General features: G+C 71.2%; 19 protein-coding genes and 3 pseudogenes. 6 read left to right on the top strand and 16 right to left on the bottom strand.

Annotation, left to right across the window (positions count from 1 at the left end; translation table 11 throughout):
- Positions 1 to 183: 183 nt before the first annotated feature.
- The 9 genes and pseudogenes from ACWGKQ_RS47415 to ACWGKQ_RS47375 all read right to left on the bottom strand — a co-directional run bounded on the left by ACWGKQ_RS47415 (position 184) and on the right by ACWGKQ_RS47375 (position 9,088).
- Positions 184 to 1,032: an SGNH/GDSL hydrolase family protein gene (locus ACWGKQ_RS47415; RefSeq protein WP_453298320.1), complete on the bottom strand. Its 849-nt coding sequence runs from the start codon at positions 1,030 to 1,032 to the stop codon at positions 184 to 186.
- Between the two features lie 79 nt (positions 1,033 to 1,111).
- Positions 1,112 to 2,125, bottom strand: a complete 1,014-nt coding sequence (locus ACWGKQ_RS47410) for a hemolysin family protein (protein WP_453298319.1) — start codon at positions 2,123 to 2,125, stop codon at positions 1,112 to 1,114.
- The gene (locus ACWGKQ_RS47405) at positions 2,122 to 3,456 is read right to left on the bottom strand and encodes a hemolysin family protein (RefSeq protein WP_453298318.1); all 1,335 of its coding nucleotides are present in this window, start codon (positions 3,454 to 3,456) and stop codon (positions 2,122 to 2,124) included. The genes ACWGKQ_RS47410 and ACWGKQ_RS47405 overlap by 4 nt, the downstream gene beginning before the upstream one ends.
- Before the next feature lie 153 nt (positions 3,457 to 3,609).
- Entirely contained in the window at positions 3,610 to 4,044 is a 435-nt protein-coding gene (locus ACWGKQ_RS47400; RefSeq protein WP_453298317.1) for a GNAT family N-acetyltransferase, read from the bottom strand.
- 166 nt (positions 4,045 to 4,210) lie between these two features.
- Positions 4,211 to 4,573 (bottom strand): annotated as a pseudogene (locus ACWGKQ_RS47395) (MFS transporter); the annotation flags it as partial.
- Positions 4,574 to 4,772: 199 nt separating this feature from the next.
- Positions 4,773 to 6,359: an AMP-binding protein gene (locus ACWGKQ_RS47390; RefSeq protein ID WP_453298329.1), complete on the bottom strand. Its 1,587-nt coding sequence runs from the start codon at positions 6,357 to 6,359 to the stop codon at positions 4,773 to 4,775.
- A 35-nt stretch (positions 6,360 to 6,394) separates the two neighbouring features.
- On the bottom strand, positions 6,395 to 7,015 hold the full coding sequence (locus ACWGKQ_RS47385; protein ID WP_453298332.1) for a hypothetical protein: 621 nt from the start codon (positions 7,013 to 7,015) through the stop codon (positions 6,395 to 6,397).
- A gap of 235 nt (positions 7,016 to 7,250) precedes the next feature.
- A pseudogene (locus tag ACWGKQ_RS47380) lies at positions 7,251 to 8,642 on the bottom strand (bifunctional serine/threonine-protein kinase/ABC transporter substrate-binding protein); the annotation flags it as partial.
- Positions 8,642 to 9,088 (bottom strand): hypothetical protein, encoded by a 447-nt coding sequence (locus ACWGKQ_RS47375; protein WP_453298316.1) that lies wholly within the window; start codon positions 9,086 to 9,088, stop codon positions 8,642 to 8,644. The gene ACWGKQ_RS47375 and the pseudogene ACWGKQ_RS47380, both read right to left, overlap by 1 nt.
- 813 nt (positions 9,089 to 9,901) lie before the next feature.
- On the opposite strand from ACWGKQ_RS47375, the gene ACWGKQ_RS47370 reads away from it, so the two are divergent.
- Both ACWGKQ_RS47370 and ACWGKQ_RS47365 read left to right on the top strand, forming a co-directional pair.
- Positions 9,902 to 10,057 carry a hypothetical protein gene (locus ACWGKQ_RS47370; protein WP_453298315.1) on the top strand — a complete coding sequence of 52 codons (156 nt, stop codon included), beginning with the start codon at positions 9,902 to 9,904 and terminating at the stop codon, positions 10,055 to 10,057.
- A gap of 42 nt (positions 10,058 to 10,099) precedes the next feature.
- The gene (locus ACWGKQ_RS47365; protein WP_453298314.1) at positions 10,100 to 10,255 is read left to right on the top strand and encodes a hypothetical protein; all 156 of its coding nucleotides are present in this window, start codon (positions 10,100 to 10,102) and stop codon (positions 10,253 to 10,255) included.
- Between the two features lie 122 nt (positions 10,256 to 10,377).
- Here the strand turns inward: ACWGKQ_RS47365 and ACWGKQ_RS47360 are convergent, their stop codons facing one another.
- Together ACWGKQ_RS47360 and ACWGKQ_RS47355 are read right to left on the bottom strand one after the other, a co-directional pair.
- Positions 10,378 to 10,761: a limonene-1,2-epoxide hydrolase family protein gene (locus ACWGKQ_RS47360; RefSeq protein ID WP_453298313.1), complete on the bottom strand. Its 384-nt coding sequence runs from the start codon at positions 10,759 to 10,761 to the stop codon at positions 10,378 to 10,380.
- Between the two features lie 46 nt (positions 10,762 to 10,807).
- Complete coding sequence (locus tag ACWGKQ_RS47355; protein ID WP_453298312.1) at positions 10,808 to 11,716, bottom strand: alcohol dehydrogenase catalytic domain-containing protein; 909 nt, start codon at positions 11,714 to 11,716, stop codon at positions 10,808 to 10,810.
- Positions 11,717 to 11,801: 85 nt separating this feature from the next.
- On the opposite strand from ACWGKQ_RS47355, the gene ACWGKQ_RS47350 reads away from it, so the two are divergent.
- Positions 11,802 to 12,362 carry a MarR family winged helix-turn-helix transcriptional regulator gene (locus ACWGKQ_RS47350; protein WP_350786294.1) on the top strand — a complete coding sequence of 187 codons (561 nt, stop codon included), beginning with the start codon at positions 11,802 to 11,804 and terminating at the stop codon, positions 12,360 to 12,362.
- Between the two features lie 52 nt (positions 12,363 to 12,414).
- Here the strand turns inward: ACWGKQ_RS47350 and ACWGKQ_RS47345 are convergent, their stop codons facing one another.
- The 3 genes from ACWGKQ_RS47345 to ACWGKQ_RS47335 are packed head-to-tail and all read right to left on the bottom strand — an operon-like array spanning position 12,415 to position 16,659.
- Positions 12,415 to 13,269, bottom strand: coding sequence for a TIGR03621 family F420-dependent LLM class oxidoreductase (locus ACWGKQ_RS47345; protein ID WP_453298311.1), 855 nt, complete (start codon positions 13,267 to 13,269; stop codon positions 12,415 to 12,417).
- Between the two features lie 29 nt (positions 13,270 to 13,298).
- Entirely contained in the window at positions 13,299 to 15,866 is a 2,568-nt protein-coding gene (locus ACWGKQ_RS47340) for an ABC transporter permease (protein WP_453298310.1), read from the bottom strand.
- A 4-nt stretch (positions 15,867 to 15,870) separates the two neighbouring features.
- Entirely contained in the window at positions 15,871 to 16,659 is a 789-nt protein-coding gene (locus ACWGKQ_RS47335; RefSeq protein ID WP_453298309.1) for an ABC transporter ATP-binding protein, read from the bottom strand.
- Between the two features lie 138 nt (positions 16,660 to 16,797).
- Between ACWGKQ_RS47335 and ACWGKQ_RS47330 the strand changes: the two genes are divergently transcribed.
- Together ACWGKQ_RS47330 and ACWGKQ_RS47325 are read left to right on the top strand one after the other, a co-directional pair.
- On the top strand, positions 16,798 to 17,049 hold the full coding sequence (locus ACWGKQ_RS47330; RefSeq protein WP_453298308.1) for a toxin-antitoxin system HicB family antitoxin: 252 nt from the start codon (positions 16,798 to 16,800) through the stop codon (positions 17,047 to 17,049).
- A gap of 4 nt (positions 17,050 to 17,053) precedes the next feature.
- Positions 17,054 to 17,428: a fic family toxin-antitoxin system, toxin component gene (locus tag ACWGKQ_RS47325; protein ID WP_453298307.1), complete on the top strand. Its 375-nt coding sequence runs from the start codon at positions 17,054 to 17,056 to the stop codon at positions 17,426 to 17,428.
- 29 nt (positions 17,429 to 17,457) lie between these two features.
- On the opposite strand, the gene ACWGKQ_RS47320 is transcribed toward ACWGKQ_RS47325, so the two are convergent.
- Both ACWGKQ_RS47320 and ACWGKQ_RS47315 read right to left on the bottom strand, forming a co-directional pair.
- Positions 17,458 to 18,141, bottom strand: coding sequence for a class I SAM-dependent methyltransferase (locus ACWGKQ_RS47320; protein ID WP_453298306.1), 684 nt, complete (start codon positions 18,139 to 18,141; stop codon positions 17,458 to 17,460).
- A 76-nt stretch (positions 18,142 to 18,217) separates the two neighbouring features.
- Positions 18,218 to 18,904 (bottom strand): esterase/lipase family protein, encoded by a 687-nt coding sequence (locus ACWGKQ_RS47315; protein WP_453298305.1) that lies wholly within the window; start codon positions 18,902 to 18,904, stop codon positions 18,218 to 18,220.
- 116 nt (positions 18,905 to 19,020) lie between these two features.
- On the opposite strand from ACWGKQ_RS47315, the pseudogene ACWGKQ_RS47310 reads away from it, so the two are divergent.
- A pseudogene (locus ACWGKQ_RS47310) lies at positions 19,021 to 19,498 on the top strand (LuxR family transcriptional regulator); the annotation flags it as partial.

Below are 19,498 nucleotides of genomic sequence, written 5' to 3'. Positions count from 1 at the left end.
ACATCGGGTGCCGGACGGCGCACACAGTCAAGGGCGCGCCGGCGCCGTCGAAGAAAGCGAGACGACTCTAGAAGGCCGCACGAATATGCACAGCGACGGCGATCACACCACCCGAACGACCGGGCCCAGGCCTCGCCCGCGCCCCGCGTGTCATCGGTGCATGGCAGCTGGCGGGGCTCCGAGCTAGGGCCCCACCCGTCGCCAGTCCGTCACAGGGCTGGGGTTTGTGTGCTCCGCAGGGGTGACCCAGAAGGCTTTGCCCAGCTCAGCGCTAAAGTGGGCGCCTGTCCGGCCGTCGCCGGAGGAGCGGCCGGTGAGCCGGCGGCCTATCCACGGCAGGAGGTACTGCCTGGTGAAGCGGGCGTCCGCGACCCGGCGCGCGACCCAGCCGGGCGGCGCGGTGGCCGGGATCGGCGTGCGCCACTCGGTGTCCTCGGGCTCGTAGCCGAGGGTCTGCCAGACCGCCTCGGCGACCCGGCGGTGCCCCTCGGCCGTCAGGTGCAGCCGGTCCACATCCCACATCCGGGGGTCGGCCAGCGAGGGCGCCCCGTACAGGTCGACCACGAGGGCGCCGTGCCGCTCGGCCAGTTCGTCGACGACGGCGAACAGCTCCTCCATGCGCGGCCGGAACCGCTCCAGGACCGGGCCCTGGCGGCCGGGGCTGCGCATCAGCACCAGCTGCTCGCAGGCCGGCGCCAGCCGCTCCACCGCCTCGGTGAGCAGGTCCCGGACCCGGACCATGTCGCACTTGGGGCGCAGCGTGTCGTTGAGGCCGCCGACCAGCGTGATCACGTCGGGCCGCATCGCGACCGCCACGTCCACCTGCTCCTCGACGATCTGCCCGATCAGCTTGCCGCGCACCGCGAGGTTGGCGTAGCGGAAGCCGGGGTTGCGGGCGGCCATCCGGACGGCGAGGACATCGGCCCAGCCGCGGTAGGAGCCGTCGGGCTGGAGGTCCGACATGCCCTCGGTGAAGGAGTCGCCTATCGCGACCAGGCTGGAGTGTGCGGGAAGCACCGGGTTCTTCTGCATGGCGACAGAGATCGTATCCCGGGGCGCATACCCGTCAGTCGGTCACTCCCTCCGGCGACGGCACCTCCGCCGGTGCGGCCTACGCGTGCTGCCCGAACAGCTCCCGCAGCACGTCCTCCATGGTCACCAGCCCCGCCAGCCGCCCGTCGTCGCCGCGCACGCCGGCCAGGTGGGTGCGGCTGCCGCGCATCGCGGTGAGCACGTCGTCCAGCGGTGTGCTCTCCCGCACCCGGGCGATCGGCCGCATGTCCCGCAGCCGGAACGCCTCGTCCCGGGGCGAGGCGTCCAGCGCGTCCTTGACATGCAGGTAGCCGACGATCCGGCGCCCCTCGTCCACCACCGGGAAGCGGGAGAAGCCCGACTCCGCCGACAGCCTTTCCAGCTCCTCCGGGGTGACGCCCACGCGCGCGTAGACGACGTGTTCCAGCGGCACCACCACGTCCCGCACCGGCCGGCGGCCCAGCTCCAGCGCGTCGTGCAGCCGCTCCTGCGCCCGATCGTCGATCAGGCCCGCCTCGCTGGCGTCCTTGACGATCTCGGCGAGCTGGGTGTCCGTGAAGGTCGCCGATACCTCGTCCCGGGTCTCCACCCGGAGCAGTTTGAGCAGGCCGTTCGCGAAGGCGTTGATCGTGAAGATCACCGGGCGCAGCGCCCGCGAGAGGGTGACCAGGGGAGGGCCGAGGAGCAGCGCGCTGCGCACCGGCTCGGCCAGCGCCACGTTCTTCGGCACCATCTCGCCGAGCAGCATGTGCAGGTAGGTCGCGAGGGCCAGCGCGATCACGAAGGACACGGCATGCCCGGCACTCGTGGGCACGCCGAGCGCGTGGAACACCGGCTCCAGGAGATGCGCGATCGCGGGCTCCGCGACCACACCCAGCACTAGCGTGCACAGCGTGATGCCCAGCTGGGCGGCGGCCAGCAGCGCGGAGACGTGCTCCAGCCCCCACAGCACGCTCCTGGCCCGCCGGTCGCCGGCCTCGGCGTGCGGCTCGATCTGGGACCGGCGTACGGAGATCAACGCGAACTCGGCGCCCACGAAGAAGGCGTTCACGACCAGCGTCGCGAAACCGATCAGCAACTGTACGGCGGTCACCGCTGCCCCTCCTGCTCCGTGTCGGCGTCGAGCGGCGCGTGCAGCAGCACCCGGGCCGCCCGCCGCCCCGACGCGTCGACCACGTCCAGCCGCCAGCCGGCCACCTCGACGCCGTCCCCGGTCTCGGGTATCCGGCCCAGCTCGGCCGCGACCAGCCCGGCCAGCGTCTCGTACGGCCCCTCGGGCACCCGCAGGCCCACGCGCGCGAGCTGGTCCATCCGGGCCGCGCCGTCCGCCGAGTAGAGCGCGCGGCCCGTCGCGTCGGCGCCGGCCGGGGCGAGGTCGGGCGTCTCGTGCGGGTCGTGCTCGTCGCGGACCTCGCCGACGACCTCCTCGACGATGTCCTCCAGGGTGGCGACCCCGGCCGTACCGCCGTACTCGTCGATGACGACGGCCATGGTGCGCCGGCCGCCGAGCCGGTCCAGGAGGCGGTCGACGGTCAGGGACTCGGGGACCAGCAGCGGCTCGCGCATCACCTGGGCCACCCGGACCCGGGCCCGCTCCTCGACGGGCATGGCCACGATGTCCTTGATGTGGGCGGTGCCGACGACCGAGTCCAGGCTGTCCCGGTAGACCGGGAACCGGGACAGGCCGGTGGCCCGGGTCGCGTTCGCCACGTCCTCGCAGGTCGCCCGGACCTCCAGGGCGACCACCTGGACGCGCGGGGTCATCACGTTCTCGGCCGTGAGATCGGCCAGGTTGAGCGTGCGCACGAACAGCTCGGCGGTGTCCGGCTCCAGCGCGCCCTGCTTGGCGGAGTGCCGGGCCAGCGCGGCCAGCTCCTGGGGGCCTCGTGCGGAGGCCAACTCCTCGGCGGGCTCGATGCCCAGGCGCCGTACCAGCCGGTTCGCGGTGTTGTTCAGATGCGTGATGAAGGGCCGGAAGGCCGCACTGAACCAGCGCTGGGCGTTGCCCACCCGCTTGGCCACGGCCAGCGGTGCGGAGATCGCCCAGTTCTTGGGCACCAGCTCGCCGACGACCATCAGGAACACCGTGGACAGCGCGGTGCCGATCACCAGGGCGAGCGAGCTCGCGGCCGACGGTCCGATGCCCACCGCCTCCAGCGGGCCGGCCAGCAGCTTGGCGATCGAGGGCTCGGAGAGCATGCCGACCACCAGGTTGGTGACCGTGATGCCGAGCTGTGCTCCCGAGAGCTGGAAGGTCAGGTTCCGTACGGCCTTCAGGGCGCCCGCCGCCCCGCGCTCGCCGCGCTCCACGGCCCGCTCCAGCTCGCCGCGCTCGACCGTGGTCAGCGAGAACTCGGCCGCGACGAAGGCACCGCAGGCGAGCGACAGCAGGATCGCCACCAGCAGGAGGAGCACTTCGGTCATCGGGTCACCTCCGTCCCATGATCGGACAGGGCGGACGGGACCGCGCGGTGTCGGCGGCGGACAGGACCGGGAGGCTCGCCCATGGGTGGACGCTCACACACCTTTCATCGGGAACGACGGTTTCCCCAATGGTAAAGGATGAGCAAAGTCGCCTCAGTCGTCGACGTCCGCCAGTGGCTTCACCCACCGCCGCCACTGCTCCTGGGGCTGGTACCCCGCTGCCTGCCAGGCATGGTGCGCGGTCTCGTTGCGCACCAGCACCATCGCGTCCGCACGTCGCCCGCCGAGCCGTACGAACCGCTCGTCGGCGGCCGTCAGCAGAGCCGCCCCGATGCCCCGGCGGCGCCGCTCGGGATGCACGGCCAGCCGGTACAGATGGCAGCGCCAGCCGTCGAAGCCCGCGATCACCGTGCCGACGAGTTCACCGTCCAGTTCGGCGAGGAGCAGGGCCCCGGGATCCGTGGCGAGGAGACGGTCCACACCGCCGCGGTCGTCGCTGATGCTCGTTCCTTCGGCGGCGTCGCGCCAGAACCGCAGCACGGTGTCGATGTCCGAGAGAGTGGCGCAGCGGATGTGAAGTTCGCTCATGAGGTAAGCCAAGCAGTGTGCTTGCAGCTCTGGCGAGCGGGTTTTCCCTGCCGGGAAGCGGAAGCGGAAGCGGAAGCGGGGCGAGCCGGGTCCGAGGGTTTTCGCGAGCCGCGAGCCGCGAGCCGCGAGCCGCGAGCCGCGAGCCGCGGGCCGCGGGCCCGCCGGCGACCGCGACGAGCATGCCGCCGAGCGCGGGTCCGCCCGCCTTGACCGTGTTCTGGGCCAGCCGCAGCAGAGCCTTCGCCGCCTGCAGTGCGTCGACCGGCACGACCTCGCGCACGACAGCAGAGACCGTCGGCCCGCTGAAGGCGCTCGTGACACCGCCCACGACGGTGAGTGCGACCAGGTGCCACACCTTGGCCTGCCCCGATGCGACCAGCAGCGCCGCCAGGCCCTGACCCGCCCCGGCGCCCGCGTTGGCGAGGGCCGGTACCCGCGTTCGGGAGACCTGGTCGGCGACCGCCCGCAGATCAGCAGCATCAGCCGGAGTGATCCATCTCGGCGGCGCAGGATCGCTGATCGCCCCCACAGGCGATACCCACGAAGCCGGCCGGGCGGATCAGCTGGATCGCCCCCAGCAACAGGCGCGTGGAGGTGCGGGGGCGCGAAAGCGGCGAACGCTACGGCCGGTCTCAGCCTGCCGGCCATGCCGCGCTCGTCGATCACGCCGGGAGGCTGCCCGGACCGCTGCCACTGTCAGCGGTGGCCGCACACGATCGAGGGGCGTCTCAGGCGGTTGCCGGGCGTCCCTTGAGGTCCTTGCGAAGGATCTTTCCTGACACCGACTTCGGGATGACGTCGATGAAATCGACGATCCTGACCTTCTTGTGCGGGGCAACCCGTTCGGCGACGTACGACATGATCTCGTCTGCGGTCGGGTGGGCGCCGTCCTGGAGGACGACAAACGCACGGGGAATTTCGCCACCTTCCTCGTCGGGATGCGCCACGACCGCCGCGTCCGCGATCGAGGGATGGGTCAGCAGCACGGCTTCGAGTTCGGCCGGCGGGACTTGGTAGCCCTTGTACTTGATGAGTTCCTTGAGCCGGTCGACCACGTAGACCTCGCCCTTGGCGCCGATCTCGATGATGTCCCCGGTGTGCAGGAACCCGTCCGGATCGATGGTGGCCGCGGTTGCCTCGGGGTTGCCGAGGTAGCCCTGCATGACGTTCGGGCCGCGCACGAGCATCTCGCCGGCGGAGCTGCGCCGACCTGGTGTCCAGGCGACGTCCTGGCCGGTCGCCGGGTCGACGGCCTTGAACTCGAGGTTCGGGACGGCCACACCGATCGAGCCGACGGACATGTCCGGGTCGTCGAGTGGGGTGAGATGCGAGACGGGGCTGAGTTCGGTCATGCCGAAGCCCTGCATCAGTCGAACGCCCAGTCGCGTCATGAGGCGGTTGCCGAGTGCCTCGTCCAACGGTGCGGCGCCGCTGACCACCATCCGGAGGCTCGACAGGTCGTACTGATCGACCATCGGGTGCTTGGCCAGGGCGACCGCTACCGGCGGGGCGATGTAGAGGAAGGTGCAGCGGTTCTCCTGGATCCTGGTCAGGAACTCCGCCAGGTCGAACCGGTCCATGGTGACCAGCGTGCCGCGTGCTCTGAGGGTCAGGTTCAGCAGGACGTTCATGCCGTAGATGTGGAAGAACGGCAGCACCGCGAGCACCGTGTCGCGCTCGGCCACCTCCAGCATCGGCTCGCACTGGGCGATGTTGGCGGTGAGGTTGGTGTGGGTGAGCATGACGCCCTTGGCCAGGCCGGTCGTGCCCGAGGAGTACGGCAGCACCGCGAGGTGGGTGGTCGGGTCGACGGTGACGTCGGGTGCGGCCGCGTCCTGGCCGAGCAGGTCGGGCAACGACGGGTAGCCCTCGGTCGGGTCCAGCACGATGAAGGCGTCCCGGCCGAGACCCGCCTCTTGGGCGCCCGCCAGCGCGCCGGGCAGGAGCGACGAGACCGTGACGTACGTCGACGCGCCGGAATCGCGTAGCTGGCCCGCGATCTCGTGCGGGGCGTACATCGCGTTGAGCGCCGTCGCGGTGGCCCCGGCACGCAGGATCCCGTGGAAGGCGATCGCGAAACCGGAACCGTTCGGCGCATGCAGTGCCACGACGTCGCCCGGCGCGACCCCGCGAGCGGCGAGGGCGCCCGCGAACCGGTCCACCGCCTGTCTGAGCTCGCCGTAGGTCAGCGTGCGGTGACTGTCGACGACCGCCGTCCGGCCGAGAGCGGTCTCGCTCAGCGAGCCGAATATGTAGTCGTACACGCTGGCCGACGGGATCTCCACGTCGGGATACGTGCTCTTGATGCTGGTCATGGTGTGCTCCTTCGCCGGTTGTGGGGTGCAGAGAGTCAGCCGCGGAATGCGTCGGCGAAGATTCCGGGAAGCTTGAGCCAGCTGGGCCTCGCTGCGAACGCGGACAACTTGGCTCCACTGCGGTGCGCTGTCCTGGCCGTCACGAACCACGGCGGTCGCGGGAACAACGAGTTCTCGCCGTGCAGAACCGAGCGCGGGAAGGTGCGGAAGGGGCCGTAGACGACCGAGCGTTCGGTGTTGTCGATGAGGTGGGCGTTGTGGACGACCCCGATGCCGGAGCCCACCTGGTCCAATGTGTTGCCGGGGAACGCGCCCCAGGTGAAGGGGGCGCCCAGGAACGCCACCGCGCTCCACGCGTTGACGCCGATGGAGCCGTAGCGGAGCCCGGCGAGGATGTCGTCGAAGTCCTTGATCGCCCGCTTGTCCTTCGGGGCTACGGCGATGCTCGCGCCGAGGGTGCCGTCCAGTTCGGTGTTGGCGAACTCCACCGCGGCCCGGAAGAACTCCGCGCCCGTGCCGGCGAGAGCGGTGTGGCCGAGCACGGGTGAGAAGTACTCGGTCGCGAAGAGGTCTCTGCTCGTGGCTTCGGACACCTCGACCAACAGGCGGCCGGAGTGGTCCTCGGCTTCGGGGTAGGAACTGCGGGCGGCGTCCATCTTGCGTTCGGAGCCGGGGTACCACGGCTCGCGTCGGGGCAGGCGGTCGAAGACGCGGCGCAGCTCGGCGAGGAACTCTTCCTTCTGCTTCCACTCCGCGGACAGGATCAGCGTCTGGGTGGCGATGCAGTTGTGGCCGGAGTTGTGCAGTCGCTGGGTGGCGATCTGCTCGGCCTGGAATCTGAGGTCGGCCTTGCTCCATTTGCAGCTCGGCCAGCAGGGCCGACTGTACGGCGGTGAGGGAGAGTTCGGACACGGTCAGTACCGACAGCCCGGCTCCCTCGTAGACCTCCAGGGCGGCCTCGGCCGAGGCGTAGCCGGTGGGGCCGAGGACGGCGAGCACATCGTCCTCGCCGGTCAGCTGCCTGGCCACCTGCTCCGCCCGGGCCGCCTCACCCCGGTCGTCCGCCGCCCGGAGGGCGAGGGTGAACGGCTTGTCCTTGCGGGAGTTGAACTCCTCCACGGCCAGCCGGGCGGCGCGCTCCTGCGCCGTCCCGGCCTCCTTCTGCGGTCCGCTCAGGTCCGCATGGACGCCCAGGACCCAGCGGGGGCCGGTGGACCTCGCCGCCGCATCCTCCTTGTCGTCGCCGCGCAGCGCCGCCCAGAGGGCAGCGCCGCCGCCCGCCGCGACCAGGGCCGCGCCGCCCGCGGCCAGTGCCAGGACCCGGCGGCGCCCCGGCGCCCCGGCGCCGGTGTCCGGCCCACCGTCCGCGGAGACCTCGGTCGGTTCGACACCGGGCAGGGCCAGCATCTCGGCGGACCGGTCGGCGACCACGGCGACCACGGCGTCCGGCAGCCAGTCGATGGAGTCGGCCGGGGCGTCCTCCACCAGCTCCGTGTCCACCTCGGCCGCCGTGGGCCGGGCCGCGGGCTCCTTGTCCAGGCACCGCTGAGGCAGCGTGCGCAGTTCGGCGTCGTCGGTGCCGTCCAGGTCCGGTGTGTCATGGACGGTCCGGTACAGCAGCGCGTCCGCCGCGCCGGTGCCGAACGGAGGCCGGCCGGTGGCCGCGTACGCCAGCACGCAGCCGAGGGAGAACACATCGCTCGCCGGGCCCACCTCCAGGGCCCGTGCCTGCTCGGGAGAGAGGAAACCGGGCGTGCCCACCACCACGCTGTCCGAGGTCAGTTCCGTCTCCCCGGCAGCCGTGGGCCGCGCGATGCCGAAGTCGATCAGCCGGGGCCCGTCGAGGGCGAGCAGGATGTTGCCGGGTTTGACGTCCCGGTGCACCAGACCGGCGTCGTGCACCGCGGCCAGGGCCCGCGCCAGCACCTTGCCCAGGACCCGCACCGCGCGCGTCGGCAGCGGCCCGCAGGCGAGGACCGCCTCGGCCAGCGGCGGCCCCGGCACGAACGCCGTGGCCAGCCACGGTGCCCCGGCCTCGGTGTCGGCGCCCACCACCGGCACCACCCACGGGTTGTCCACCCGCCGGGCGGAGACCACTTCCCGGCGGAACCGGGCCCGGAACTCCGCCTGGTCGGCGTACTCCGGCTGGATCACCTTCACCGCGGCCAGCTCCCCGGCCTCGGTACGGGCCAGATAGACCACGCCCATGCCGTCGGCGCCCAGCCGTCCCAGCAGCCGGCGGCCGCCGAGGCGGGACGGATCGGAGGGAAGCAGACGCTCCATCACGCACCCTCCTCCGGGTCCGACTTCGCCCTCGGCGTCGACGTGCCCGCACCGGCCGAGGTGTCCGGCTCCGGCGAGGCGTTTCCCAACGCGGCGTCGCTCCCGATCTCGTACTTCACGTTCAGCAGCATCCTGGGCAGGGCTCTCTGGACCAGGGCCCACAGGTCGTCCACTGCGCGTCCCCGGCCCCCGCACACGGAGGTGCTGACCACCACGGGGCCCAGCGCGGCCTGGTCGTACTTGTACGGATACGGGCCGCCGCGGGAGTCACTCACGCACAGGCCCGTCTCCTCCAGCGACTCGTCGCTGTAGTCGTTGTGTCCCTCGCCCCGCGCGTACACGGTCGAGCTCAGTTCCGTGAGTTGCTCACCCGGCCGCAGAAGCTCCTTCTGGCAGCCGAAGGACTCCTCCACCATTCCGGTCTGTTCCCAGGCCGTGTCCAGCACCGTTACGGTGCACGGTGATCGTGGCAGACAGTCGCACCAGCCCCTTGCCGCCCCCGGCGGGCACCTCGAAGTGCCGGGTCAGCGTGGCCAGTACGCCAGCGGGCAGCTTCTCCAACTGCCAGGCGCAGCCGTCGCTCAGAAGTGCCCAGCGGCTCGGGTCGCTCTCGTACGGTGTCGTCCGTACCACGCTCTGCCCGAACAACTCCGGACCGGCGATCACTTTCCTGATCAGCGCCCGTGCCTGGTCCGCGGTTCTCGGCTGCTTCGCGGGATCCGTTTCGAAGGTCGGCGAGGCCGTCGGCGAGGCCGTCGCCGTCGGTAAGGCCTCGCCCGTGCTCGCGTCCGCAGTCGCCCCGGTCTTCGTGTCGCCCCCGTTTCCGCCCGCTGTGCAGCCGACCAGCAGCAACCCGCACACCACCAGGGCACCGCACATGTGCAGGCCTCTCGCATACGCCACGATCCCGGCCTTTGTCGCGTGCTCGTCCAGTGCTCGCCGTACCCCGCGTCGCGGGGGGAACTGTCGAGTCGACGTGTGCCCCGCCCCTGTACCGATGCGACTCGGGCATCCGGCGGTTCCCGGACTTCTGATTCCGGTCTCGCGGGCGACGACGACTTGTGGAGCCGCTCGGATCGTAGCCGGTTCACGAACGCGTCTGGCTCAACACGCAATGATTCCAGGATAGTTGGAGAAGACCGGAGGGAACCCGTGCCGTCTGCCGTGTCGGGTCACTCGTCCGTGTCTGCAGCGCCGCCCGGTCTCGCAGGCCCTACGACCGACGGCGGAGCCTGCCCCACCGGCCCCGGGCACGGGGCATGGCCGATCTTCCCGCGGAGTACCAGCGGTTCCTGACGCTGATCGCTGCGCCGCCGCGGGCAGTGGCCTGTCGGGACGTGTGCGAACAGCTCGGTGTGCCGATCGCCGCCAAGAACGTCGAGGGCGTGCGTGGCAAGTGCACGCCCCGTCCCTGACCGGGCCGGCGACGGTGACACAGAAGGCCGACATCCCGTGTCGTGGCGGCCTCGACGGTGCGCCGCTGGGTCCTGGAGGCCATCGGGCTGCCGGCGGCCAAGGCCCCGAGACTGGACCAGGTACGGATGAACGCCCGGCACGCCACCGAGTCGCCGCGCGCCCTGCTCGTGCTGACCAACGCCGAGATCACCCGCTGACAGACGATCACGACCGCCGACCAGCCCGATCACACCCGACCGAACCCAGGCCGCCCCATCCCGCCTGCGAAATCAGGATGAAAAACCTCAATGTGAGCTCGAGCGCCGAGGAGGTCCGGGCCTTATCCCATCCGGCTGGTGAACTGGTTCATGTCGAAATAGTCGCGCCAGGCGTTGATCTTGCCATCAGTGACCTCGAAGGTTCCCATGACCGGCAGTTCGAACGATTTGTCGGGGAGCTTGAAGACGTCCACTCGCTCGGTCATCACGATCGGCCCGGCGGCTGCGATGTTGATGACGCGGAACTCGATGTGCTCAATGCCTGGCGGGCCAGGGCGGATGAACGAGGTGATGGTGTCGGCGATGGCCTCCCGGCCGGTGACCGGCGCCAGCGGGATGTTGTGGTAGACGGCGTCGTCGGTGAAAAATGCCGCCAGTTCGGCGGCCCCGGTGTTGTCCGACCACGCCGCGCAAAACCTGCGCACGACCTCGATTGGGCTCTCCATCCGGCTCCCCTTGCGGTTGATCTTGACAGAACGCTGCGACAGGCCGCTAAGCGGTGAGGATGAGCTTTTCGTGCGCTGTGCCCCCTTCGAGGAGGGCGTGCGCCTGCTCGGCGTCCCGCATCGGCAGCAGCCGCTGGGCACGCAGGCGGAGTTGCCCGGAAGCGAGTAGTGGCATGGTCTGCTCGACCGCGTCGGGGGCGCGGTCCGGGGTGGGGGCGGAGAGGGCGACGCCGAAGTCGGCCGCGTGCTCGTCCGCGAGGGTGATCACGCGCGCGGGGCCGCCGGCGAGTTCGACAGCGTCGCGGAGACCGCCCTTGCCTCCGGCGTCGAAGACGGCGTCCACCTTGCCGACGTGCGCGCGCATCTGCGCAAGGAGCGCCGATCCGTAGCGGACCGGGATCGCGCCGAGATCCTTGGCGAACTGCTCGTCGCTCGGGCCGGTGGCGCTGAAGACTGTGAGGCCCTGGGACACGGCCAGCTGGGTGGCGATCACGCCGACCGAGCCTCCGCCGCCGAGAACGAGCAGAGTCTCGCCGGAGGTGACGCCGAGCTGACGCAGGACGCCGACGGCGGCCTCGGCCGAGGCGGGCAGCGCTGCGGCGTCGGCCCAGCTGACGGTCGCCGGTTTGACGGTCCAGGCCGAGGCGAGGGCGTATTCGCCGTACCCGCCGAGCGTGGGCAGCTGGGCGGCGACCTCGTCACCCGGCGACACGCCGGTTACGCCCGGACCGAGGGCGTCGACGGTGCCGGCGGCCTCGAAGCCGAGAACGGCGGGGTCGGGCAGCGGGAAGACCTCTCGGAGCTCGCCGCGCCGGATCTTGAGGTCGGTCGGGCCGACTCCCGCCGCGTGTACGCGCATCCTGATCTGGCCGGGCCCGGGTACGGGCAGGGCGACTTCCGACCACACGAGCGTCTCGGGCGATCCGTATCCGGTGAGCACTGCTGCGTACGGCATCGGTACCTCCTGCTCCTGGCGGTCCGCGCGAGATGATAGGGGGCGGCACGCCTCGACGGTGTGCTGGACAGGAAGCATAGGTGATATGTCACGCAATGCCAATGGCGGCGCACCGGTGCCCGAGGGCGGGTGGCTCGACGGCGAACAGCAACGAGCCTGGCTGGCGTACATCCGGGTTCAGCTGCGGCTGACCTACGAGATGAATCGCCAGCTGCAGTCCGACAGCGATCTGTCCCTGCCGGATTACGACGTCCTGACGGCCCTGAGCGTCGCCGACGGGGGCCCGATGCCGATCACGGTGCTGGCCGCGCAGATCGGCTGGGAGCGCAGCCGGGTCTCGCACCACGTGCGGCGGATGGCGAAGCGGGAACTGGTGAGCTGCAGCCTGTCCGCGAACGACCGGCGCGTGACCGAGGTGAGTCTGACCCGACACGGCCGGAAGGTGCTCGAGGCCGCGGCTCTGGGACATGTGGAACTCGTGCGTCGCCTGTTCTTCGACGGCTTGCCGAGCGAGCTTGTCGGGCCGCTGAGCCAGGCGCTGGAGAGCGTCTACGCGAACATAATCGCGCAGGGCACGCTGCCGCCGCCGGTGGACTGGCACCCGCCCGGGGCGAGTGACCGGCGGCGGGCGCCGGGCTTGACTTAGTGACCACCCGACAGATCCCCGCGCGACCGCTCACGCCCACCGGCCGATTCCGCTACGCGGACAGTGCCGTGATCGCCGGAGCGAATGCCTCCATGTACGGCTCCAGCACGGTCAGGTACGAGATCCCGTACCGCTCGCGCAGCCCCCGCACCTGTGCGACGACCTCCTCCAGCGTGCCGACGAGGATGGTCGGCAGGGCCAGGGCCTGTTCCAGGGTGAGCTCCGGCCGCCGCTCCAGCAGGGGGCCGAGCGCGGACGACGGGTCGTCGGTGATCGCCACGATCTGGATGAGCAGGTTGCGTTCGGCGGGTTCGGCTCGGGCTGCCGCCAACTCCCCGTAGCGGGACACCCGTTCGTCGAGTTCCTCCGCCGTGACCGGCTCCAGCCGGCCCTCCGTGTCGCCCGGCGTCAGGCGGGCCCCGGCGAAGGCCGCGATGTCCGCGTGCTCGGCGGTCAGCCGCAGCATCCGGTCGCCGTTGCCGCCGATCAGCAACGGCACCCCGCACCCTTCGGACTTCGACAACTCCTCGACCGTGCGCCGCAGATGGTCCACCCGCTCGCGCGGCGAGCCGAACGGCAGCCCGGCCCGGTCGTGCTCCGCCTGCACATAGCCGGTGCCCAGCCCGAGTTCGAGACGGCCGCCGGTCAGCGCGGCGGTCGTCGCCACCTCCCGGGCCAGCAGAGTCGGGTTCCAGAAGGCCGCGTTGAGCACGAAGGTGCCGAGCCGCGGGCGCTCGGTGGCCTCGGCCGCCGCGACCAGCGCGGGGAACGGTGCCGGCATGCCGAGATGGTCGGGGACGAGGAGCACGTCGTACCCGAGTTCCTCGACGCGCCGGCACTTGGCACGCCACTCGCCGGCGGACGCGGGCGTGAGCAGGTTGACCCCGAAGCGGAACGGGCGCGGCATGAACTCTCCTCAGCAGTGGATGACCTGAGTCACTCGTGCGCGATGGCCGCCAGCACGTTCATGCGCGATGCACGCAGCGCGGGCAGCAGTGCGGCCACGATGCCGACCACCGCCGAGCCGATCACGACCGCGACGATCGTGCCCCACGGGACGGCGAGGGCCTTCATGCCCTGCAGTGCCAGGACCTGCTGGGTGCACACGCCCCACACCAGGCCGAGCCCCAGCCCCAGCACCGCGCCGAACACCGCGATCACCACCGACTCCAGCCGGATCATCCGGCGCAGCTGCCGCCGGGCCAGCCCGATCGCGCGCAGCAGCCCGATCTCCCGGGTGCGCTCCACGACCGACAGGGCCAGGGTGTTGACCACCCCGAGCACCGCGATCACGATGGCCAGGCCGAGCAGCGCGTACACGAGGTACAGCAGCACGGCGATCTGGTCGTGCACCAGCTTCTTGTAGTCGGCCTGGTCGCGGACCTGCACCTGCGGATACGGCGCCAGCGTCTTCTCCAGCCGCGAGCGCAACTGGTCGGCGCCGGTGCCCTGGGCCCGGTTGACGTACAGCGACGAGTCCTGGCCGTCGGGGACGTACTTCTGCACGGTGGCGATGCCGAAGAACAGCCCGCCCTGCGTGCCGAAGCCGCTGCCGCTGTCCTGGTCGCTGAGGGCGCCCACCTTCATCTCGGCCCGCTTCCCGCCCGGGAACTCGACCGGGAGCACGCTGCCGAGGCGCACCTTGTGGTCCTCGGCGAAGGTGACGTCCATGCCGAGGCTGCCCGCGGCCAGCGCGGCCGCGGTGTCGCCGCCCTTGTAGGCGACATGGGCGACCTCGTCGACCTGGGGGTCGTACCCGGCGGCGGTCGTGGTGACCCGTTTGCCGTCCGGCAGCCGTACCGCCACCGGAGTGAAGCGCTGCCGGACCACGAGCCCCACGCCCGCGGTGTCGCGCACCTTGTCGGTGACCTCCTGGGTGAACGGCAGGAAGCTGCTGTTCTGGATGACGAAGTCGGCGCCCAGCGTCTTGTCGATCTGCTGGTCGAAGGACTTGGACATGGAGGCGCTGGCCACCGACATCCCGCCGACCAGGGCGAGCCCCACCATGAGCGCGGCGGCGGTGGCACCGGTACGGCGCGGGTTGCGCAGGGCGTTGCGCTGGCTCATCCGGCCGACCGGGCCGAAGAGGGCGGGGAAGGCGCCACCGAGGACCCGGATCACGGGGCGGACCAGCAGCGGTCCGGCGATGACGGTCGCGATCAGGGTCAGGACGACCCCGAGGCCGAGCAGCGAGGCGGCGGAGGCGGTCTTGGAGGCCGCGGCACAGCCCGCGAGGGCCGCCGCCCCGAGCGCCCCGACCACCCCGCCCACGATCGCCCGCGTCCTGAGCGGCTTGCCCACCCCGGCGATCTCGGCGTCGGCGAGCGCCGCCATCGGCGACACCGTGGCCGCGCGCCGGGCGGGCAGATACGCGGCGACGAAGGTGACGCCGACCCCCACGACGTACGCCGCGACCGGCGTGCCCCAGCCGATGACCATCTCGGTGGTCTTGAGGTTCATCCCGAACGCGGTCATCAGCTTGATCAGCCCGAACGCCAGCCCGACCCCGGCGCCCAGGCCGAGCGTCGAACCGGCCAGACCCAGCAGCACCGCCTCGGTGAGCACGGACCGCCGCACCTGCCGCCGGTCGGCGCCCAGGGCGCGCAGCAGTCCGAGTTCCCGGGTGCGCTGGGCGATCAGCATGGAGAAGGTGTTGACGATGAGGAAGACGCCCACGAGCGTCGCGATGCCCGCGAATCCCAGCATCACGTACTTGATGACGTCGAGGAAGCCGCCGAGGTCCGCGGCCGACGACTTCGCCTGCTCGTCGGCGGTCTTCAGGTCGTACGTGCCGGTCCCGATCGCCGCGCCGATCCGGCCCTTGAGCTCGGCGTCCGTCACGCCCTGCGCCGCGTCCACCGAGATGCTGGTGGCCCGGCCGGGGGAGCCCAGCAGCTCCTTCGCGGCCACCGACGGGTCCAGGAAGACCAGGGCCGCGCCGGGGTTGGTGGTGGTGAAGGTGGCGATGCCGACGATCTCGACTTTGAAGGTGCCGGGCTGGGCCTGCACGGTCAGCGTGTCGCCGATCCGGATGTGCTTCTTGTCGGCGGTGTCCGCGTCGAGGAGGGCCTGGCCGGCGCCCTGCGGGGCATGCCCCGAGGTGAGCTTCACGGGGCTGCGGTGGGTGAGGTACCAGTCGGTGGCGATGGTCGGGGCGCCGGTGGTCGGGCCGACCGACTTGTTGTGGCTGTCGACCACCACGATGTTCTGCACGGAGACGTCCGCGTGGGTGTCCGCGACCCCGTCGACCTTCGCCACCTCGCCCGCCAGCGCGGCCGGCACGGTCTGGACGGCACCGGTCGGCACCGACGACTTGAGGTCCTCCTTCGGCTCCACCGTGACATCGGCGGAGGTGGAGGCGAACAGCCGGTCGAAGGTGCGGGTGACGGTGTCGGAGAAGATCAGGCTGCCCGCGACGAACGCCACGGACAGGACGATGGCCAGCGCGGACAGCATCAGCCGTCCCTTGTGCGCGAGGAAGCTGCGCAGGGTCGCCTTGAGCACCGGGTCAGTCCTCCTCGGGCCCGGAGGACCCGCGTCCCACGTCGAAACGCTTCATGCGTTCGAGCACGGCGTCCGCCGTCGGCCCCTCCATCCGGTCCACGATCCGGCCGTCCGCGAGGAAGAGCACCAGGTCGGAATGGGCGGCGGCGCCCGGGTCATGGGTCACCATGACCACCGTCTGGCCGAGCCGGTCCACCGCCTCCCGCAGAAAGCCCAGCACCTCCAGACCCGCCCGGGAATCAAGGTTCCCGGTCGGCTCGTCGGCGAAGATCAGCTCCGGGCGGGAGGCCAGCGCCCGCGCGCAGGCCACGCGCTGCTGCTGGCCGCCGGAGAGCTGGGCCGGCCGGTGCCTGAGCCGGTCCCGCAGCCCGAGCGTGTCGATGACCTGGTCCAGCCACTTCTCGTCGGGCTTCTTGCCCGCGATGTCCATGGGCAGGGTGATGTTCTCGGCGGCGTTCAGCGTCGGGATCAGGTTGAACGACTGGAACATGAACCCGATCCGGTCCCGGCGCAGCCGCGTCAGCTCGCGCTCCCGCAGCCCTGTTATCTCGGTGCCGCCGAGCCAGATCTGACCGGCCGACACGGTGTCCAGGCCCGCCAGGCAGTGCATCAACGTGGACTTGCCGGAGCCCGACGGGCCCATGACCGCGGTGAAACGGCCGCGGGCGATGTCCACGTCCACCGAGTCCAGTGCGAGCACCGCCGTCTCGCCCGCCCCGTACGCCTTGGTCAGACCGCGGGCACGGGCCGCGGTCCCGTCGGCGGCAGGCGCCTCCGCAGCTGCTGTGGACAAGACTGCCTCCCCGATCACCGACGATCACCGACCTCTTTGTCCGGGTCGAGCGTAGTGTGACCCGTCCCACAGGCGGTATCACTTTTCGATTCCGATGCGCGCTTGCCGCTGCTAGCGGATCCGCGCTAGCTTCGTGGTATGGCGAAGACCCAGCTGAACGTGCGCGTGGACGAGGGCACCGCCAAGGCGGCCCGCGAGCGCGCCCTCGCGCGCGGTGTGAGCGTCAACCGCTACATAGAGGAACTGGTCATGCAGGACACGGGTGAGGCGGGCCGGACGTTCGTCGAGGCCGCCGCCGATTTCATGAAGCAGTACGAGTCCGTCTTCGCCGAGGAGTTCGGCGAGCCGCACGGTGCCGACACCTCTGACAAGACCGAAGGCCGTCACTGATCCCTTGAGCGACCTGACCATCGACCTCGCCTGGCTCCTCATGCTCGCCGAACAGAAGACCCCGGGTGACCCGCAGGTCACCGACTGGGGTGCGCTGATCGCCGCCGTCGCCAGGCACCAGGCCGAGATATTCGACGTCCCCGTCTACGACACCCCGCACGCCCGGGCCGCCGCCCTGCTCCAGCTGCTGATCCACGTCCCGGCCCTGGAGCGCTCGAACGCGCTGTTCGCGTCCTCCGTCGCGTACGCCTATCTGATCGCCAGCGGCCTCAAGGTCGCCACCTCGCCCGAGCAGGTCCGCGACCTGGCCCGGCTGGTCAAGAACGGCCAGGCGAGCGTCGCCGACATCGCCCAGGAGCTGCGCCGCTGGAGCCTGTGACCACTCCGGCGGAGCCTGCGACCGGGCTTTCAGGCTTCCGGGGGTTTGCGGGCGACGCCCAGCGCGCAGTACGAGGAGGGCAGCCGAGGGCCGTCCGCAGGCAGGAACACCCGGCGGTAGGGGCCGAGCTCGAACCCGGCCGCGCGCAGCTCGGCGACCGGCTCCCGGGACACGTGGCAGCCGCCGCTGAGCAGCGGCCACACCGTCCGGTCCAGGGTCCGCTGGGTGAACCTCATCGCCGGGCCGCCGCCCGCGCCGTGCTCGAAGAACCGCAGCTCGCCGCCGGGCCGCAGCACCCGTCGTACCTCCGCGAGCGCCCGCTGCACGTCCCGGACACTGCACAGCACCAGCGAGAGCACCGCCGCGTCGAAGGCCTCGCTCTTGACCGGCAGCGCCTCCGCCGCGCCCGGCACCACGTCCACCGGGACGTCGGCGCGCACGGCCGCGTCCGCCGCCAACTGCCGCAGGGTGCGCTCCGGTTCGATGGCCACGACCTCCGCGACCGAACCGGGATACCGGGCGAAGTTGAGCCCGTTGCCCGCGCCGATCTCGATCACCCGCCCGGACAGCCCGAAGAGCAGCCGCTCCCGGATCGCGGCCATCCCGAGTCTGGTCTCGGCGGTGACGCTGAAGCGGGCGTAGAAACGCGCGAACAGCGGGTGGTGGACGGGATCCCGCGCCGGTGTCCCGGCGCCGGCGGACATCAGCCGCATGACGGACCTCCCGACGGAAGCAGGTCTACGGTGATTGTCCCCCGAGCGGGCCCGCCGCACCCCCCGGCCGCAGGTCCTAGGAGATGAAGTCCCGCACCTGCTCGTAGACGCCGTGGTCGTTGTTCATGTCCTCGTGCGAGATGCAGCCGACGTCGACGTTGGTGGCCCCGCTCAGCTCCGCCGAGGTGTCCGGGTCGATCGCCGCGTCGCAGTCCGACCAGTAGGCCGCGTACGAGACGCTGCCGGGCGTCTCGTCACCGGAGTTCAGGGCGGTCAGGAACGAGCTGCCCGTCGTCATCTCCTTGCAGGACGTGTACAGCCACCCGCACAGCGAGGCGATGCTGGTGCCGTGGTTCACCCCGGCGACCGACACGAAGTGGTCCACGTAGGAGGTCCCGCCGAGGTTCTTGAGGTAGTAGCGGCTGTTGAGCGCGCCCATGGAGTGGACCACCAGGTCGACCTTCGAGGCGCCGGTCTGGGAGAGGACGGACTGGATGTAGGCCGACAGCGTCGAGGCGGTGGTGACGTTCGACTTCGTCCAGTCGTACGAGATCGCGTACAGCTCGGAGGACGAGTAGCCGTCCGCCTCGAAGTCCGCGATCCAGTCGTTCCAGCTGCTGGAGTCGCTGCTCAGACCGTGCACGAACACGATCGGCTCGTGGCTCGCCGCGTGTGCGGTGCCGGCGGTCAGGGGGAGGGACAGAAGGAGCGAACCGGCTATCGCCGACAGAGCGGTTGCGATGCGACGCTTGGCGCGTTGCATGATGCCTCCTGAAACGGGTGGGGTTGTTCAGGAGTGTCAGGACGGGTCTACGCGCGCCGCATCGGTGAAGTCGCCAGTCTTTACGAGTCAACTAACTCGCCAGTAACGTCTTTGGTGTGGTGATACCGGTGAACCCCCCACCTCTCGACCGCACTTCGCCACCGCACCCGACCGACGCGGGGCCGTGCCCGGCTTCGGCGCTCCCCGAGGGCGTCCGCGCCCGGGTGACACGAGTCGTATACGAGGACCGGCGCGCCCTGGCCGAACTCGTGCCGCGCCTCACCGAACGGCAGGCGGCCGGCGCCGACCCGCTGCCGGTCGAACCGGCCGAACTGGCACCGGGGTTGCTCCATGCCCTGCGCCAGGAGATCCGCGCCCTGCCCGACGAGACCCGGCTGCTGTTGCTGCTCGCCGCCGCCGACCAGTACCCGGTGGCCACCCACGCCTTCCTGCGTGCGGTCACCGCCGGCCGGCTCGACACCCGCCCGCTGGAGGCGGCCGAGACGGCCGGGGTCGCCCACGCCGGCGCCGGCGGGGTGTTCTTCCGGGACGCCTGGACCCGGATCGCCGCCTACGGGACCGCCTCACCGGCCG

It is taken from the genome of Streptomyces sp. NPDC054770 (genome assembly GCF_053611985.1).
This window is presented reverse-complemented; position numbering and strand designations above follow the sequence as displayed.